Annotated in this window: 10 protein-coding genes and 4 pseudogenes; 7 read left to right on the top strand and 7 right to left on the bottom strand. The window is 34.1% G+C overall.

Annotation, left to right across the window (positions count from 1 at the left end; translation table 11 throughout):
- Positions 1–36 precede the first annotated feature (36 nt).
- The 5 genes and pseudogenes from ABLO99_RS04355 to ABLO99_RS04335 form a co-directional block, all read right to left on the bottom strand.
- Complete coding sequence (locus tag ABLO99_RS04355; protein ID WP_410543662.1) at positions 37–951, bottom strand: helix-turn-helix domain-containing protein; 915 nt, start codon at positions 949–951, stop codon at positions 37–39.
- Between the two features lie 38 nt (positions 952–989).
- Positions 990–1,903, bottom strand: a pseudogene (locus ABLO99_RS04350) (helix-turn-helix domain-containing protein).
- A gap of 72 nt (positions 1,904–1,975) precedes the next feature.
- Positions 1,976–3,158 (bottom strand): annotated as a pseudogene (locus ABLO99_RS04345) (hypothetical protein).
- Positions 3,159–3,291: 133 nt separating this feature from the next.
- Positions 3,292–3,955: pseudogene (locus ABLO99_RS04340) on the bottom strand (JAB domain-containing protein).
- A 170-nt stretch (positions 3,956–4,125) separates the two neighbouring features.
- Positions 4,126–5,022, bottom strand: a pseudogene (locus ABLO99_RS04335) (helix-turn-helix domain-containing protein).
- 128 nt (positions 5,023–5,150) lie between these two features.
- Between ABLO99_RS04335 and ABLO99_RS04330 the strand changes: the two are divergent.
- On the top strand, positions 5,151–6,044 hold the full coding sequence (locus ABLO99_RS04330) for an Rpn family recombination-promoting nuclease/putative transposase (protein ID WP_349966871.1): 894 nt from the start codon (positions 5,151–5,153) through the stop codon (positions 6,042–6,044).
- Here the strand turns inward: ABLO99_RS04330 and ABLO99_RS04325 are convergent.
- Positions 6,004–10,968 (bottom strand): ankyrin repeat domain-containing protein, encoded by a 4,965-nt coding sequence (locus tag ABLO99_RS04325; RefSeq protein ID WP_349966869.1) that lies wholly within the window; start codon positions 10,966–10,968, stop codon positions 6,004–6,006. The two genes, ABLO99_RS04330 and ABLO99_RS04325, sit on opposite strands and share 41 nt — an antisense overlap.
- A complete protein-coding gene (locus tag ABLO99_RS04320; protein ID WP_349966868.1) occupies positions 10,955–14,908 on the bottom strand; it encodes an OTU domain-containing protein in 3,954 nt (1,317 codons plus the stop codon). The genes ABLO99_RS04325 and ABLO99_RS04320 overlap by 14 nt, the downstream gene beginning before the upstream one ends.
- Before the next feature lie 360 nt (positions 14,909–15,268).
- On the opposite strand from ABLO99_RS04320, the gene ABLO99_RS04315 reads away from it, so the two are divergent.
- The 6 genes from ABLO99_RS04315 (at position 15,269) to ABLO99_RS04290 (ending at position 18,646) form a co-directional block, all read left to right on the top strand.
- A complete protein-coding gene (locus ABLO99_RS04315; protein ID WP_349966866.1) occupies positions 15,269–16,546 on the top strand; it encodes an IS4-like element ISWpi18 family transposase in 1,278 nt (425 codons plus the stop codon).
- 496 nt (positions 16,547–17,042) lie between these two features.
- Positions 17,043–17,180 carry a hypothetical protein gene (locus ABLO99_RS04310; protein ID WP_153295389.1) on the top strand — a complete coding sequence of 46 codons (138 nt, stop codon included), beginning with the start codon at positions 17,043–17,045 and terminating at the stop codon, positions 17,178–17,180.
- Positions 17,177–17,692, top strand: a complete 516-nt coding sequence (locus ABLO99_RS04305; RefSeq protein WP_349966864.1) for a recombinase family protein — start codon at positions 17,177–17,179, stop codon at positions 17,690–17,692. Before ABLO99_RS04310 ends, ABLO99_RS04305 begins: the two co-directional genes overlap by 4 nt.
- Complete coding sequence (locus ABLO99_RS04300; RefSeq protein ID WP_153295385.1) at positions 17,652–17,798, top strand: recombinase family protein; 147 nt, start codon at positions 17,652–17,654, stop codon at positions 17,796–17,798. The genes ABLO99_RS04305 and ABLO99_RS04300 overlap by 41 nt, the downstream gene beginning before the upstream one ends.
- A gap of 73 nt (positions 17,799–17,871) precedes the next feature.
- Entirely contained in the window at positions 17,872–18,315 is a 444-nt protein-coding gene (locus ABLO99_RS04295) for a zinc ribbon domain-containing protein (protein ID WP_349966862.1), read from the top strand.
- Positions 18,305–18,646, top strand: a complete 342-nt coding sequence (locus tag ABLO99_RS04290) for a hypothetical protein (RefSeq protein WP_349966860.1) — start codon at positions 18,305–18,307, stop codon at positions 18,644–18,646. Before ABLO99_RS04295 ends, ABLO99_RS04290 begins: the two co-directional genes overlap by 11 nt.
- Positions 18,647–18,818 lie beyond the last annotated feature (172 nt).

Below are 18,818 nucleotides of genomic sequence, written 5' to 3'. Positions count from 1 at the left end.
TGAGTACCCTGTTTTTAATCCAGAATTCAAGTCAATTCAATTTTCACAATCATCAGCAGTTAGGCCACTTGCTCGCACAATAATGTCAATAGAAATATCTGCCTTTGATAGATTCTTTGCAACCCTGACTTTCTCTGCTTTTTTAACTTTTTCCTTGCCGCTTTTCATATCTTCAGATAGAGATTTAACTAACGCATCTAATGATTCTTGTTCTCTGTACTCATCCATTAAACTCAATAGCTTTTTGCTTTCCCTTGTTTTAGGCAGCAGAACTTTAATATTCACTGATAATCCTTCTGCTATTTGATATAATTTGTCAAATGATATGGCAGTGTATCCTATTTCATACTCGTGTATTTCCTTGAGTGTTAAACCAACTTTGTTTGCTAAATCTTTTTGAGTATACCTTTTTATCAATCTCCATTCTCTTATTCTTTGCCCTACTCTGTAGTATATAGAATCAGTGCAGACTTCTTTCTCTGTATTATCATACTCGTAAATAGATAAGCCGGTTGCTTGGGAAATTATGTCAACTGAAACTCCTTCTTTAACTAGATTTTTTGCTACTTCTAATCTTGCCTCCTCTTGATTGATTTTCTCGCTAATATGAACAAACCTGACTAATGAAGGTACTATTTTGCCTAACTTTTGATTCTCATATATTTTTGTTAGATAGAGTATTTCTTCGTCTTCATCTTTATACTCTCTTACTATTACTGATTCAGGTAGCAGATCTGTAACAGTAGCTGATAATGCTTTTGCTATTATATATAATACTTCAACAGGAATAGCGCTATAGCCATTTTCATAGCTGTTCACTTCTTGGTATGTTAAACCTATTTGACCTGCTAATCCTATTTGAGTATGACCTCGCATTAACCTACAATTTTCTATTTTTTGCCCTATTCCATAACTAACATTGCTTGCAGAAACAAACACATATACCTCCATTTAAGAAAAAAACTCTATTACTATAATTTTTCCACGAGCTACCCATCTAAAACTATATCAACAGGTAAACCTACCGCTTGCAAAATAATATCAACAGGAATTCCCCCTTTTACTAAATCCTTTGCAGCTTTGATCCTTTCCGCTTTTCTCACTTTTTCTTCACAAATCCTTATACCTTCAAACAGAGACTCTCTTAATGCATTACGTAGTTCTTGGCTCTCAATTTCTTTGTATTCTTTAACCAAATCAGGTAGCTTATTTTCTATCTCATCTCCTGTTAGTTCAAGTAGGTCCATGATATTAATTGATAACACCTTTGCTATTCCATGTAATTTATCAAGTGGAACAGAAGTCCTTCCTTGTTCATAGTTGCTTATTTCGTGACGTGTTGTATTCATTTTCTCTGCTAAATCTTTTTGAGCATACTCTCTCACTAGCCTCCATTCTTTTATCTTCTTTCCTATTTGGCAGTGTATAGAACCAACTTTTTCTTCAATACATTCATCAGCAGAGAGGCCAATTGCTTGTGAAACAATATCAACAGAAATTCCTGCTTTAACCAGACCCTTTGCAATTTTTATTTTTTCCGATTTTCTACTACTTTTTTCACTGACTTGGACAAATTTGGTTAGCAAACAAAACATTCTACGTAACTCATGATCGTTAATCTTTTTATATTCTCTTACTAGATTTAATATTTCCTCTCCGTCATCTTCAAAACAGATTTTTGATACAGGAATGAGATCCGTAATACTGATTGATAGTGCCTCAGCTATAGCATATAACCTTTCAATTGAAATTCTACGGTTTCCTTTCTCATACTGCAGTATTACCCAGTACTTTACACCAATTTTCTCTGCTAAATCTTTCTGAGTATAACCTCGCTCTAACCTCCAATTTTTTACTTTTTCCCTACTTCATAGTCTAGACTTCTTTCCACGAAAAGAACCATACATATAATATTTTCTACTATAGCTCAAAGGCTCCAGTAAACTCTAAAACCTTAAAGTTGTCTATAGATTAATTAAAGCCCCCTAAAAGTTTCTTTACTACCTCCACATACCCTATTTACCCACGGAGACAATACTTCATCATTGCTAATATCTTTTATAGCATACTTTTCATTCCATATGCCACATCTAGTGAAATTACCTCTTTCTACCACTTCCTTAAGCTTCACTCCCCCAAAGAGGCAATTTTTTCCTATTTCTTCGCCTCTTTTTTTTTAACTCAGCCCACATTTCCTTATTTTCTACTCTCACTTGCACCTGATCTGCCTCTTGGTACAATACAATATTTAGCTTACCAATGCTCGTAGGAAATTCTAACATGACAGAGCTGCCATCTGACATATCAGTATAGTTTCTTATACCTCCCTTCTCACTTTTAACCTCAACTGCATCATTACCAATTTTTAAAATATTACTTCCTAACTCTCTCAGTATTTTGGCAACTTCTACTTTACTGTTCTCAGAAAATTCCACAAAAAACGTCCTATTATCTATTTCTAGATCTATTAAAGCTCCTTCCTGAACAGCACTTTCGCCAGCTTTCTCTAGTTCTTCTAGTCTCTTATCTATCTGTGGCTGAACTTCTGGCTGTAGCTCATTATAGATTTCACCTATCAGTTTATTCTGCAGTAGAGTATCATGAAACTCTGCACCACTTAGCATTAATTTACGCATTATCTTTTTTCGATCATCTTTTTCTAACCTGTGAAAGTGTGTGCCTAATATCATGTATTCTGCAAAGCTCCATTCTCCATCATTACATGCATTTAGCCTTGCTCCAGCAACTAATGCTTCGTCTACAACCTTGTGCAGTTCATTTGGACTTTTTGCTCTTACCACAGCACTTTTAAACCAGCTTAACTTTTCTGCACTTGGCTTTGTTTTTTGCAAAGCTGAAGCAAATGGATTTAACCCTTCTGGATAATCTGCTTGATTACTCAAAGGTTTTGTGCCATAAATATAGTCAAATCCTTTCCCATAGTTGATTTGGTTTTCGCGAACTTCTCTACCAGGGAAAGGTACATCTCCAGGATTTTTAGCCTTATTAATTTTGCTTACAAAGGTGGACTGGTTAGCACGACCAATTCCTACAATAGCATTTAACATCTCACCCTTCGATAATCTATCCAGATCAATGTTTAACTCGTAAACACCTCCCTTTTTGTCATCAAAAGGTACAATTATCTTATTACCCATATTAGCCTCCGCTATTAAATATACTTTCTAAGTGTATAGTTGTTATACATTATATTACTCATTATAAATTAATATAAGTAGATTTGCAAATACTTTCTCTTAATCAGTTTAGAAGCTAAATTCTTTCTTTTTGCTATAACAATCCACTTTCTCTAAAGCTAAAATACCCTGCACTTGTGATGATAATGTGGTCAAACAATCTAACGCTTACAGTACTACATGCTGCTGCTAGGCTCTTTGTTACTGCTTGATCTTCTTCTGAAGGTTTTAAACTTCCCCCAGGGTGGTTATGTGACATTATTATTGATGTTGCATTTTTTATTAATGCTTTTCTTGTAATCTCCTTTATGTATACCGGTGCTTTTTCCATTTCACCAATATAGGATTCTTCTCCGATTAATTGGCGCCTTTTATTCAAGTACAGTATTTTTACACATTCCCTTTCTGAGTGGCCTATACTTACGTTCAAGTACTCTACTAGCCCTTGCAAGTCCATTATTGGCTCACTCTTAAGTTTTTCTCTCAGTACTCTTTCTAGTGTTTCCTTAACACACATAATCACTGCTACTGCAGAATCAGTTACTCCTTCTATAACTTTCAGGTCATCCATTTCTCTACCTAAAATCCTTCCTACTCCCGTATAGGTATTCACCAGATTTTTAGCAATTTCTTGAGCTTGTGGCCTTTCATATACTGCACTTAGAAACGTCTCCATTGATTTCACGATCAAGTAGTGCTTTGCCTTTGCTTTCTAATATTCTGAATTCTATTTCTTCTTTATTCTTATTATTATTCATATAATTTACCCTTCACTAACAACAAATTTTTTTTAAATATTTACTGCTGTTTTTTTATCAGCATTGGCATAGAGCCATAGCTTTCGAGTGAAGTCAAATCAATTTTTAAATCTTTTTTACTTATTTTTTCATCAAGAAGTTAAGATATTAATATATACTGATTTTTTATTTTAAATCTGTTGAATTTCGTCTAAAGAGAGGCCTGTTATTTGTAAAATAATATCGGTAGAAATTCCTTTTTTAACTAAGTTCTTTGCAATTTTCTGCTCTTTTCACTTTCTCTTCGCAAATTTGTATGCTTTCAAGCAGAGATTTTATTAGTGCATTACTTGGCTTTCAATCTTTTTGTATTCTTTTATTAAATCAGGTAGTTCATTTTCCACTTTATCATCTGTATCCTCTGTTAATTCAAGTAGGTCCATGATATTAATCGATAACGCCTTTGCTATCTCATATAATCTTCCCAGTGGAACAGCAGTCCTTCCTTGCTCATAGTTACTTATTTCGTCACGTGTTGTATCTATCTTCTCTGCTAAATCCTTTTGAGTGTACTCTCTTACCACTCTCCATTCTTTTATCTTTTTCCCTATTTTGTAGTAGATAGAACCCGTTTTTTCTTCAACACATTCATCAGCAGAGAGACCAATTGTTTTTGCAACAATATCGACAGAAACTCCTACTTTAACCAGACCTTTTGCAATTTTTATTCTCTCCGTTTTTTTACTATTTTTCTCACTAACTTGAACAAATTTGGTTAGTAAACAAAACATTCTACGTAACTCCTGATTATTAATCGTTTTATATTTTCTTATTAGATTTAGTTCCTCATTTTTAAAGCAGGCTTTCTCATTTGATACAGGAATTAGGTCTATAATATCAACCGATAATACCTTTGCTATAGCATATAACTTTTCAATCGAAATTTTACGTATTCCTTTTTCATATTGTAGTACTATTTGATATGTTACACCGATTTTTCCCGCTAAATCTTTTTGAGTATATCCTCGCTTTAGCCTCCAGCTCCTTACTTTTTGTGCTATTTTGTACCTTATGGAGATGTTTGACATACAGAAATAGATATTATACAGGTTAATACTACCAAATAAAGATATACAAAAACTTCTATGTTTCAATTTTAGTTGAATATTTCTTCACAATTGTGTATAATTATTAATGCTTTCTAGGTTAACTTATCATGGCTCTTTCCAAGTTTCTTGATGCTCGCAATGATATAGCTTTTCGCCGTATCTTTGGTACCGAAAAAAATAAAGATATTCTTATTCACTTTCTCAATGATATACTAGGTCTTACCGATGACAATAAGATTAAAGATGTCTCCTTTCTCAGTCCCATTCAAGACCCTGTCATTGCCTCTCAAAAGCAAAGCATTGTTGATGTTCTCTGTGTTGATTCTACAGGGATAAAAACAATAATTGAGATGCAAGTCGCTAAAACTACTGGCTTTGAAAAACGTGCCCAATATTATGCCGCTAAGGCCTATTCAAGTCAAGCTGATGTAGGTGACCAGTATCATGATCTTAAAGGCGTTATCTTTATTGCCATTGCCGACTTTATCTTATTTCCTAATAAGCTAGCTTATAAGTCTGATCATGTTACTTTTGATAAGATAACTTTTGAACATGATCTCAAAGACTTTAGTTTTACTTTTATAGAGTTACCTAAATTTAAAAAAAGAGAAGATCAATTAGAAAATATAATAGAGAAATGGTGTTATTTTTTTAAACACGCCGGTGAAACAAGTGAAGAGGATCTAAAAAAAATAATAGGAAGTGATTTAATTATTGGCAGGGCTTATGATGAGTTAAACCAATATAATTGGAGTAAAGAAGAACGTCTTGCTTATGACCAAGCTAAGAAACGTACCGATGATTATTTATCTAGTCTTGAAGAAAAACTTCATGAAGGCATCCTCATCGGCCATCAAAAAGGTAAAATTGAAGGTAAAATTGAAGGTAAAATTGAAGGTAAAATTGAAGTCGCTAAAAACTCACTCAAAGCTGGTGTCTCTATTGATGTTATCGCTGAAATCACTGGCCTTTCGGTAGATGAGATTGAGAAATTAATTTAACCTTATCCCGAGTCAAATGGCCTTGAACAGAAGTATCATTTAAATAACTCTTAGGTCCTTGCTGTTCTTCTATATTATTAACTTCTAATCTACCATCTCCGTTGTATAATATCTGTTGTATTGATTGATTTAGCAGCCCCTTACTAAATTGAGCTATAAACTTGTCAAATTTCTTCAGACTTAATTTACCAGAACATGCTTTCTCTATATATGATTTTAAAATACCTAAAATCTCATTAAATTTACCACTCATGACTTTTTTAGTAATCTCTTTCTGCATTCTCATATAATCAATATTTAATCGATGCATTGATAAACCACTTTTTAATCCAGCTTGCTCTACTACTTTTTCAAACCTCTTTATAATATTCAATGCATAACCCTGTGCTTCTAGTGGAGATATAGACTGACCTACTGTAGAAATGTACTTTTGACCTGTAATCTTTCTTACGAATACATCTAGCAGAAGAAGCGTACCATTTATATCAGCACCTTGAGTTGTAATAGCCTTAGAAGATTCCATACCTATAGCCGGCTTAAAAGGAGAAGAAATAAACTGAGAAATACTTTTAACAGCACCTACTAGAGTATCAGCAAAAACATTTACCCAAGAAGACAGCTTGTTTGTTCCGCTCGTACTTTCTATTGCAGAATTATCATCTTCAATGCTGCGACGACTACGCTGTTGTGAACTACGAAATATTTTCCCTTTTAGCTCTACTTTATGCTTTCTAATAAACCTTTCTACTCTTGGTACTACATCGTCATGTTCTAGTAACTTCACAAGACGAACGACAAACTTCTTATTAATAACTGTATTGAAACATTCATCTAAGCCTTTTAATAATGAACGCTTTGTTCTATTAGAGTATTCTAACGATAAAATACTATACTCTCTTACTATCAACCATATCAACGCCTCTACTCCCTTACTTTCTTGCAGAATACGTTGTAGTATATCTTTATTATGCCGCAAACTATCAGGCTGCTGGTGTACTAAGCATTTAAATTGACCTAATAATTCATCCAGTGCTTTGGAATTTAACTCTTCTAATTTTTGGTTGGCTATGCTACCTAATGATAACTTTTGAACTATACTACCACCTTGACGCTTATATCTTCGTGCACTTTCTCCATCCCTCTCAAAAAAGTTTACTACCTCTAGGTTGCTATACTCACGTGCCACTTCCAGAGGTGTTTTACCGTGATTCGTCCTAGCGCTAGCATCAGCACCATTGCTAGTAAGAAAGTTAACCATATCAGGTGTACCAAAAGCATAAGCGTAGTGTAAAACTGTCCAACCATAATTATTCTTAGCATTAATCTTATTATTTCTTTCTTCAATGTTAGTATTCTTTTCTATAATTTTTTCTATATGAAATTTGACCATATCTAAATTGTTGTATTTAGCAGCAAGTTGTACAGGTGTCCAACCATCATTGTTTTTAGCGTAAATATTAGCACCATTCTTGAAAAGCAACTTAGCTAAATTTAAATTACCTTCTCTTTCAGCGTAATGCAGAGCTGTATAACCATACTTATCCTTCACAATTGCAAGTAGGTTTGCTATTTCCATTCTATTAAGTTCAAGTGCCACTTCAAAAGGTGTCTTACCATCACCATTTTTGCCACTTATATATACACTTTTGCCTATAAGATAATTTACTTCCTCTGGCTTACCATAACAAGCAGCTGAGTGCAAAGGAGTTTCACCGTGGCTGTCCCTAGTGTGAACATCAGCGCCTATCCACCTTACTGCATTGCTTGTTGCTATTTTAGGTTGATTACTTAAATCCATGGCAAGAGGTTTACGTGATAAATGATTATGATGACGATTGTGATCTCCATGATGATGACGGCGTCTGCGTCGTGCAGGTTTTTGTTTTTCTTCCTCAGGCTTTTTCTTTGAATACTCCACAATATCAAAGTATTTCCTATCTCCAGCAAAACCTAGAATTGTTCTAACATTTTTGCTAATATGATCAAAATTAGCTCCTCCATCAATCAGAAGCTCAGCAGCCTCAAAACGTTTTCCCCATATAGCCCAAGCTAGTAGTGTATTATTATCTTTCTTAATATCATCAATGTTTACGTTTACTTTTTTGCCAAGAAGAAGCTCTTTAATTTTATCAAGGTCGTTTCGTGCTATAGCATTAACTAGCTCATTCCCCAATTGAAGAATAGCCGCTTTTTCTTTATTAAACTCCTCTATAACATCTTCCAGATTGCAAATAGAAGCTATACATCTTGAATTAGAAACTATTGCATCTTTAAAAGCAAATATCATTTCTCTTGCAGGTTGGTAAGTATTCCAGTTCTCTACTTTTACAAAGGTGTTGTTTTTATATGATAACACCAAACTGCCATCCATAACCTTCATATCAAAATCCAGTATAGACTTATCTTTCAGATCAACTAAGCCAATGTGGTTTTTGTCAATAGGTTGATTATGATAAATCTGTAATCTACCTTGCTCATTTGGCTGATAATATCTTAAAAGGCCTGGGTTACCAGCTCTTTCTTTAAACTCTTCTGGTTCCATTGTATTATTATTCAACTCTATTGGTAAGTCCCACCTCTCATGAGCATCAGAATAATAACTCTCTATTAATAATATTCCTTGATTTGATGATAAAAGTAAATTATTACCCGATTTAAAAAAAACTATCTTATTTGAATCAAATTTAAGACAGTCATAGTTATTTAGTAAATCATTACCATTAATACTCAATGTCTCATTCATTCTTAGTGAACTAGGGCAAAATATCAACTTACTATCGCTAACATTACCCATTTCTTTTTGTAATGATATTGTTACATTATTGAACTCAATGGACAAAGTTTCCATTTTTGGTTCTTTATAAAAGTTGCTAAACAACATAGTACAGGCATTGCTTTCCTCAAGACTGGAATCAGTAATTATCATCAAATCATTTCTTAAGCGAGACAAAACATACTGCCCTGCTTGTTTATGTACAATTATTTTACTCCCCTCTTCTATATCTTTTACCGTTATAACAGCAATTTTAGTATTCTCATCAAAAATTAAAGGTATTGGTTCTAAATTCCAGTCATCTTCACTCTCACTATATTTAATTTGCATCGGTGCGCTATCTAAAATAACATGTAGTTTCTTATACCAATCTGTGCCATTAACTAAATTTATTGGAAATTGAAATCTTATTAATTTTTCTGAATCAGATCTGCTTCTATATTGTAAACGAATTGATAAATCTCTTGGATACCCAGATATTTTCGGTCCAATGTATTCAGCATCTTCCCAATCTCGTAATGACTTCACTGCTCCACGTAAATCCAATGTATTGATTGAGCTTGCTTCATTAGCATCATAGATGTTTACTGAATCATAATTTGAATCAATCACATATACATTTTCACCGCCATTTCCAATTAAGTGGCTGCAACGCGAAGGTTCATTATACAATACCTCATTCTTTCCATGCCCAATAGTAACAAATTCATCATGAAGCTCTACAGTAATAGTCATGTTTAGCCTATCTGCTATAGCTGGATAATCCCTTATAATGTCACTAATCGGTTTATCAGTAGCTTGTAGTGCGTATAAATTACCTTCTTTACCTATCTTTATTTTAGTATTATCACTGAATGTATAATTGACATTAGCATCATAATTATTTGAGACAGTAAGATTAAACATCTCATCAGGCTCTGATAGTGAGAGATTAAATGTAACATCTTTACCTTGAATATTGATGCTTTTTAACTCAGCAATAGTACAATCAAAAATAAAATTGCTGTGCTTCTTATAATAGTCAAAGAAATCAGTACGCAGTTCAACTTGTGCATCTCCCACCCCAGGAAAAACATTGTAGGTAAAATTTCCTATGCTGGCATCATCATAAACCTTAGTATATGGCCTTACTGCAATTTGCGCATAATAACAATCCATAACTTCAATAATATCAGGATTATCTTTATTTTTCCCGCCTTGACCGTCAACATAACATTGTGTAAAAGCATTGGAATACATTATAGTATCTCTCTTGTCCTTTCTAGCCTTTATCATACTTATGTTATATACATTCAATAACATTCCTTCTTTCGGAACTTCTCCACATCTTCCTAATTCAATATTTAACTCACTGACATCTGGTGCAAAATTTGTTAAATCTATAGTATTGTTTCCACCACCTCCATCTAACATTCCATAAATTTTGTCACCATATAAGATAAATAAATCGTCTTTATCACCACCGATAAAATTCTTATCTCCATCTTCTACTCGGAAAATATTAGAGCTATCTTTAAATCCTCTAGCTTCATCTTTACCTTTCCCTAAAGCAAAGTAAGTACCATTCCCCGTTCTGTTAACTTGATAAGATAAACCTATTGCATCCTTACAAAAATAAGTTGGACCATCTGCAGATTTATATTCATTGGAATCACAATGTGATTTACAACCAGGTTGGCAAAATATCTCTCCTTCTCTTGGATTATCTGGCCTAGCTCTGTTCCATTTTATATCACTACGTTTAGCATCTAATAATGCTGCATTATTATCATCTAACTTAAATTTTTCATCACATCTTATCACATTATGTTGGGAACAGGTCTCAAAAATTGATTCTTTCTTAGGACATCCTCCATCGTATTCATCACTACTCCTTCCAGGGTCAGTAGGATAAAACATTTTATGGACGAGCCTATTTATGCAGTTAACCTTAACTAATCTTTCAGTAGGAAAAACATACCTTTTAATATCAGTATAATTTTTTAAAAATTCAATGGCATCTTTAACTAACTGGTCATCAATTTGTTTCTCATCCATTAGCTCTTTTATATATTCTTTAGGTGGAATATTAAGAAATGCACGCCACCCTTCTTTAAACTTTTCCCACCCTGTTAAATGGACAATCTCATCTTCTTTTTCAACTGTCTTCACAGCCATGTAAATATCTACACCTATAAATACTACAAGCTCCTATGGGCCCAGTAATTGATGATACACCTTCTAATATTCCATAAACTTCAGCGACTTCTATGCCAATCTCTGCCACATCTGTTGTTATAGCAACACCATCACCTACTATTCCTGCTAAAGCATCCTTATTACCAGCTTTGTAAGCTTTAACCTGATTTACCAAATCATAGATCATATAACCTAAGGTGGCACGACCAAGGAAAGATGATCCTGCTTTTAGAAGTTTACCTATGCGCCTACCCCCTAAAGCAAGAAGTTCTCCTTTTGCATACGTAACTTCTGCAAGTTTACTAAGCACTGGACCACCCCCAATAAAACCTAGGTTAATAGCTACACCTTTAGCATTATCACTTATAATATCCCCTATAAGATTTCTATACATCATACCATGCATAGCCCAGCCAGATATTTTGCCTACTCTACCAAGATGATTCATGGCTTCTTTATTATTAGTAATCCTGCTGATAAAATTGCGATATTCACTCTTCTCATCATTTAAGAATTTTCTATAAGTAAGGCCTGCATCTCCTGCCACCCTCTCTATTTTTTCCTTTAATCCAGAGCTTCTTAGAATATTTTTTATTTCTTCTTTATCTTCTTTCATCTCCTTCACAATATCTCTAATCTCTGGGTCTATTGAATCCAGATCTATGTCTTTAATCTTTGCTACAAATGCTTCTTCAACATTTTTGTCTATAATTTCACCTTCAGATATCTTCTGAGAAACCTTGAAAAGCTGATCATAAAACTCAATATTCTTTACTCTTTCTGCTACCTTGTCAGCATTGAATAACTCTTTAATACATTGTTCTTTTTCTTCTTCTGTTATGTCTTCTTCATCACGTGAGTCTACACAGATCATACCTATACTACGTCTATTTCTTCCAGAGCATTGACCTACATCAAGCAACACATATTCTGAGCTATGAATTACATCAACAGAAATAAATCCTTCCTCGTTTGTTCTGCTTGTTAAAATAAGTGAATTTGCATTATGAGCTCCTTTGTCGAAAACAACACCGATAAATTTCACCTCATCACCATCTGTTAATGTTTTATAAGTAACACCTTTTTCATACTCTTTATTTATCTGGTCATTTGCTTCCTTCAACAGAGCTTTAGCTCCTTTACCCTGCCTTGATGTCTTAAGCTCCAATCCTATTGGAGTGTACTCCTCAGCATTTCCACCTTGAGCCACAAACTTAATACCATGAACTAGCATGTCAATACGTTCCCCTCTACCAGTTTGAAACTCAGTTAAAACTAATGCTCTAGTTTCCGGTGATTCTTGTAATTTTAAGTCACTATAATAACTAAACACTCCATTCAATATTCCCTGGAAATGAGCTTCTTTATTAACGAGAGTCTTAAAAGGAAATATTCCCTCTCCAATTTTTTCTAACAATCTGTTATATTCGTTTACTGACGAAGACTGAGCATCTAGTGCTTTATCAAATGTTTCTTTTAACTCATTAGGATAGGGAACATTCTTAAAAGTACCTTGAAACTTATCAACTCCTCTTTCATTATACTGCTCTAGAGAAATAGGCTCATTAGCTTTAACAGTAAGGTATCTTTCAAATTTTAACTTGTATCTAGTATCAAAATTAAGATTTAATTCGACTATTTCCCTATCTCCTATCTCTCTACCTAATCTATCAAGAGGAAGCGCTTTATTTAGTACATCCTTTCTGTTAGCTTCAACAATATTTATTACATAAACCAACTTCCCTGTATTTTCTGGAATAAGCACCATTGTTACAGCTGCGTGGCTCGCATCAAGGTTAGTTGATGATTCTTCTCTGTTTCTTTGAACTACTAGACGTACAGGTCTACCAGAATCGGGATGCACTTCGGTAGGTATATTATCTCCATAAATAAAAATGTACTTTTTTAAACTTGTTCCTGAATCTTCACTTAATAATAATGACTGCCCTAGCAAAAACCTACTGAAATAATGATTATCTCCCTTCTCTGGTGTACCAGGAAATGTATGATAAATACGCTCCAAATTATCTTTTACCCGTTCTTTTAATTCTTTTTTACCGATTGTCTGTGTGTCCCAATCCTTAGTAGATTCTAGTATATCTTGAAAAAGAGGAATTATTTCTCCCCCACGATTTGATACTTTAATATCAGAAATAGGAGATGGACTATCAAGATTGACACCAACATATAAAATATCATCTGCAGTGGTTAAAACTCGCTGAACATTTGGTTGGAAGCCTTGTGCATACTTTTCTGCTTGTTCCAAAGCCTTATCTGGAGTAGAATTAGAATCTGCTCCCGCTTTTAATTCAATAATAATGGGAATAGAATTTAATGCACGATCAGGACCACGTGGCACTAAAACAATATCTGCATAACCCCTTCCTGCAAATTGCTCTGGGTAGACTCTAAGATTATACCTATAGTGGAAATTCATGAAAACGCCTACCATAAATCCATGATGTGCTGCTTCGCGCGCTCTACTGGCATAGATTAGTGAGTCTACATATTCAGAGTGAGTTGTGTAAATCTTATCAAGAATTCTCCTTAAAGACGCTTTAACTGTTCGCTGATTGGAAATAGCTAGCTTCGCTATATCGACTTCGAGACCCCTCCATAACCCTTTTCTCACTTTTTTAAACTGAACTTCAGAATTATGTTCTATGTCCACTCCTTTATCTTTTACGTCAACAACTATTTTTCCCTGATGAACGGTATCCTTAATAATTTCTATTGATTTAACTTTAATTTTATCTAAATGATCTTCAATAAAAGAATAATGTTTGCCTAATACTCCCTTTAATTCACCTTGATCAAACTCTTGAGTGTAAGTGCGAGAACCGCTTTCTGAGATAACAAATAATTTTACTTTATCGACTACATCTTCCTGACTATTTATCTCACCATTTTTTATGACAGCTACCTTCAAAGTCTTTGCACCATCAAAGCGAAAATAAATCTCCTTGATACCTAATTTTTTGGCCACCTCTGTGTCCAGCAAAGTAGAAAAGCTCCCTAAGAAAAAGTGTGTAAAAAATCCTGCTTTTCCTACAGAGTGTAAATAAGATGGAATCTGATCCACAAATGACTGAAATCTCAGTTCAAAAGACTTAAAGTCTTCATCTTGCCGGCTTATACCGACTTCTTTACCTGCTTCCTCTATTAATAACTGTATTAGTTCAAAATCTTGTGGCTTTCCTTTACCCATGACTTTTTTTAAACCTTTCGCAAGCTCTACATCATTATCGACAATACCTCCCTCAAGACCAAAGTTATAATGATTTCGTTTACCTGGTGCGCCAACATGAAATAACTGTATTTGAATATTCCCACTGTTATATTGACTTCTAGTTGCACCAGAAACACTAATCCTTGCACTAAGCATCTTGCTCATTGCTTTTATTTCAGGTTCACCTCCCCAAGTATTGGATTTCCTCATGTTTTCTAAATAATTCTCAAAACTGCCTGTAACAAAACCTCTAAACTCGTTCTCATGAGAACTTATATGATCAACTACTCGGTTGCGAAACACGTTTCTCACTAAGTTTGCAAATGCATCATCATAATTGGCAGTACTTAAATTCCGGACCAAACTCCTAATATGATCTAAGTTTTGAGTTACAGCTTCTTCACTTCCAAACAAAGCTTCATACCTTTGCCGAAATAGAGCACCGTCGTCTCTGGCAGGTATTAAGTAAGCCATAGTAACAGACCAAAATAAGCAACTACCGTCTCCTGGAACATCGATTCTTTTAAATCTACTTTCACTTTCGGAATCAGACCTCCGATAACGCTTAAATTGAGGAAATTCTTTAGCTTGTTCTATATATTGTATTTTATCCGATAATTCGGTAATCTTTAAATTAACGCCTTCTTTTTTTAGATGATTTGTTGGATATTGTGTCTTAAACATAAAGCCCCCTTCATTATATTATGCTAAACTCACTATTTACTATCAGAGATATCAACAATATAAGCTTTCCTTATCTACATGCTAACTTGCGCATACAACATTTGTATTATAACGCAACACCTTTTTGATAGAAGCTAAAGTAGTAACAAGAAACCACCACCTGTTTTATAGAATTGCCTTATAAATACCTCTTAATTACCCAACCCTAATTGCTCACATGCTTTGCTTAATTTAACCTTAGTTAAGCCGGTACTTAAATCACTGCCATTAAGTTAAGGGAAAGTGATGGACTGTATTGTAAAATCAGGTAAGATCCACAAATTAAAAGAAGTAATGACATGAGTAAAAAAAAGAATAATCATGTTTATAAAAAATAAATTGATGAGTTTAAACTTTATAAACGCACACAGAGCATCCTCAAAAGACTTCTCACGAAAAAGAAAGCTGCCCTTCATTAATGTATTTCTCCTGATTTTTAGAAAGAGTGTAAAGTCATTACAAGTAATGCTTAATGAGTTTGTTCTGCATACAAGAAAAGATTACACAATTACGGCAAGTGCATTTACTCAAGCAAGAAAGAAGCTAAAGCATACTGCGTTTTCAGAGTTAAATGATGATATAGTTTCCCTATACTACCAAGATCAGGAATTTAAAACCCACCATGGCTTCAGAGTACTTGCATTTGATGCTTCAATACTGATTCTGCCAAAGAGCGACAAAATAATAGGCGAGTTTGGCTCAAGAGCAGTATGGAATGGAATCCAGAGATTTGAAGACTATACAAGTGCAACCTTTGAAGTTTGCTACGATGTGCTAAATAATATTGCAATAAAATCTGTGCTAAGTAGAGGTGACAGCTATGAGGTTGATTTAGCGATCGGTATGCTTGAATCCATAAAATCAGACGATTTGTTAATCTGTGATAGAGGATACGTATCTTATCGATTTCTTGCTGAGCTTACAGGAAGGAAAATCAATTATATAATTCGCTGTCCAAGTTCGTCTTTCAATGAAATAAACGCTATGTTTAAGCCGGAAAGCCCATCTAGTATGGTGGTAGTGTCTACCGCACCTATTAAAGTAGCAAGACAGCTACGAAAGCTAGGATTACCTGATGAGATGAAATTCAGGTTAGTCAAAATAATACTTTCTTCTGGAGAAGTTGAAGTGTTAGTAACATCTCTGTTAGATGAGCAAAGTTTTACAGTCGAAGAGTTTGAGAGATTATATTACTTGCGCTGGGGAGTAGAAACATTTTTTTCTAGGCTGAAGGGAAGATTAAATTTAGAGAATTTCACAGGAAAAAGTATTGAAACTATCAAGCAGGATTTTTGGTCAACTATCTTCATCAGTAATCTAGAAAGTATCATGATAGAAGATGATGAAGAGACATTGAGCGCACAGAATAGTAAACTAAAAAAAAGCATCAATAAATCTGTCTCATTTAATGCGATTAAAAACTTAGCCTTTGATATTTTTTCTACAGAGTCAGACATAGACTGCATTATGGATCGACTATCACAGTTATTTTTGATGAACACTTTAGTGGTAAGAAAAGGGAGAAGAGTTGATCGTCATAAGATATCTGATATTCGTTCACTCAACTACCAGAAAAGAGCTAGAAAACATGTGTTTTAAATTCAAGATATCTTTTCAGTATCATTGCATTAGTACATTCTTTGCAAAATAACCTGCAATTATTACTTTTTTAAATAACTTGCACTTTTCAGACTCCCTTTTCTTAAAAATTCACCCTAGTATTTACCATAATTATCAATCGCTTCAAATTTTTTGTCCAATCTTAACTTCTCTTTCCCTTAACTTAATGGCAGTGGTGTAATTACCCCGCCAACAATGTTGCAAAAAACGTAAAATTAGAGAAAAGCATTTCTCGAAAACTTCTATGTCCAAAAACAAGAGTGCCATTTATTTATAGTGCCAACAATCAATTAACCATCAGTTTCAATGAATGATATGAACATATTATTTCAAGGAAAGTTCATGGGGAATAAGAGATTAGCTATACGGATTAGCTGTAGCTATGAAACTAACCAGTTGGCAGAAAAGTATTTGTTAGATGCTTATGAAAAAGCCGTGTCAAAGCAAGTAAGCCAAAAAAATTTAAAACATAAAAATGGGATTCAAGGAGGATCAAATGGTAACAGTGAGTTTATATGCAAGAGTTTCTTCAGGGAAACAAGCACAAGAAAATACAATAGCAAGTCAAGTTGCAGCTTTAGAGAAGCAAATTAGTACGGATGGGTACAAGTGAGTATAAATTTATTGACAATGGCTACAGTGTTAGTCCGTCCTGATCTAGAAAAATTACATGATAAAGTAACAGAAGGTAAAATTGATAGATTCATTCACCTGATCGCTTATCTAGGAAATATGCATATCAAATTTGAAGAATTTGAGAAAGCAGGAGCAGAAACGGTTTTCTTAAATTATGAGATTAACAATAATCCAGAATCTCAGTTACTGTTACAAATGCAAGGTATGATAGCAGAATATGAACGAGCGAAAATTATGGAACGAAGTCGTCGCGGAAAGATTTACGCAGCTAATAAAGGTTGTGTAAGCGTAATGGGAGGAGCTCCTTATGGTTATCGTTATATAGATAAATATATGGGAGGAGGACAAGCTTTATTTGAAATAAACGAAGAAGAAGCTAATATTGTTAGGAAAGTATTTTTGTGGGTAGGAAGAGAAAGTTGGGGAAGTGTGTCGTCGGCTAAACACTATGTCTATTATAACACGAACAGGAAAAAAGTGCTGGGATAGAAGTGTGATTTGGGGTATGTTAAAAAATCCTGCTTACAAAGGACAAGCGGCTTTTGGTAAAACAAAAGTAGGTACAACATATCAGACCACAGAAACATTCTTGTGAACAACCGAAAGATAATTACTCTACCTATTCTGTTGAAAAAGCAAATTGGATTTATGTTAAAGTGCCAAATATAGTGGACGAAGATGTATTTGATATAGCTCAAGAACAATTAGCTGAAAATAGAAAAATAGCAAGGACAAGAGAAAGAGGAGCAAAACATTCACTACAAGTATGTAAGCGTTGTCGTTATGCATATTACGGAAGTCCTGTAAGAAATAAGCGAGGAGAAAAAATTGATCATTATGCTTATTATCGTTGTATAGGTAGAGATTCTTACCGTTTTGGTGGTAATAAAATTTGTGATAATAAACACATTCGTACAGATGCATTAGAAACAGCCGTGTGGGAAGAGGTTAAGCATTTATTGAAAAATCCAAATAGGGTTTTGGAAGAATACAGGCGTAGACTTTCAGAGCTTAAAAAATCATCATGGGATCAAAAAAGCGATTTACTAGAGAAACAAGAAAATAAATTAAAACGTGGTATTGCTAGACTTATTGATAGTTATGCTCAATAATCAAGAAGAATTTGAACCACGAATTAAAGCAATGAAACAAAGTTTAAAAACAATTGAAGAGGAGAAGAAAAGGATATTCGATCAAAAGAAATTAAAACAGGAATTAACTTTGGTTATAACCAATTTAGAAGACTTTTCTTCCAATATTACATCAAACCTTGATAACGCAGGCTGGCTAACTAAACGTGATATTATTAGAACGTTAGTCAAGAGAATTGAAATTAACCTTGAGGACGTAAATGTGGTATTTCGTGTAAAAGAGCTACCAAACTCTCCTGGAAATAATCGAGAAGAAAAGAAAAATTTGCAACATTGTTGGCGGGGTAGTTAGTCCTATCTTAAGCAATCTATTCATGCACTACAGCTTTGATGCATGGATGAGAAGAGAATATCCAAGTGTAAAGTGGGCAAGATATGCTGATGATGGTGTTATACATTGTGTACCAAGCACAACTATTTTTAACTCAACTTGAACAGAGACTGAAGATTTGCAAATTGGAAGT

It is taken from the genome of Wolbachia endosymbiont of Armadillidium arcangelii, from assembly GCF_040207875.1.
GTDB lineage: Bacteria > Pseudomonadota > Alphaproteobacteria > Rickettsiales > Anaplasmataceae > Wolbachia.
The sequence above is the reverse complement of the archived record's forward strand: the minus strand, read 5'-3'. Positions and strand labels throughout refer to the sequence as shown.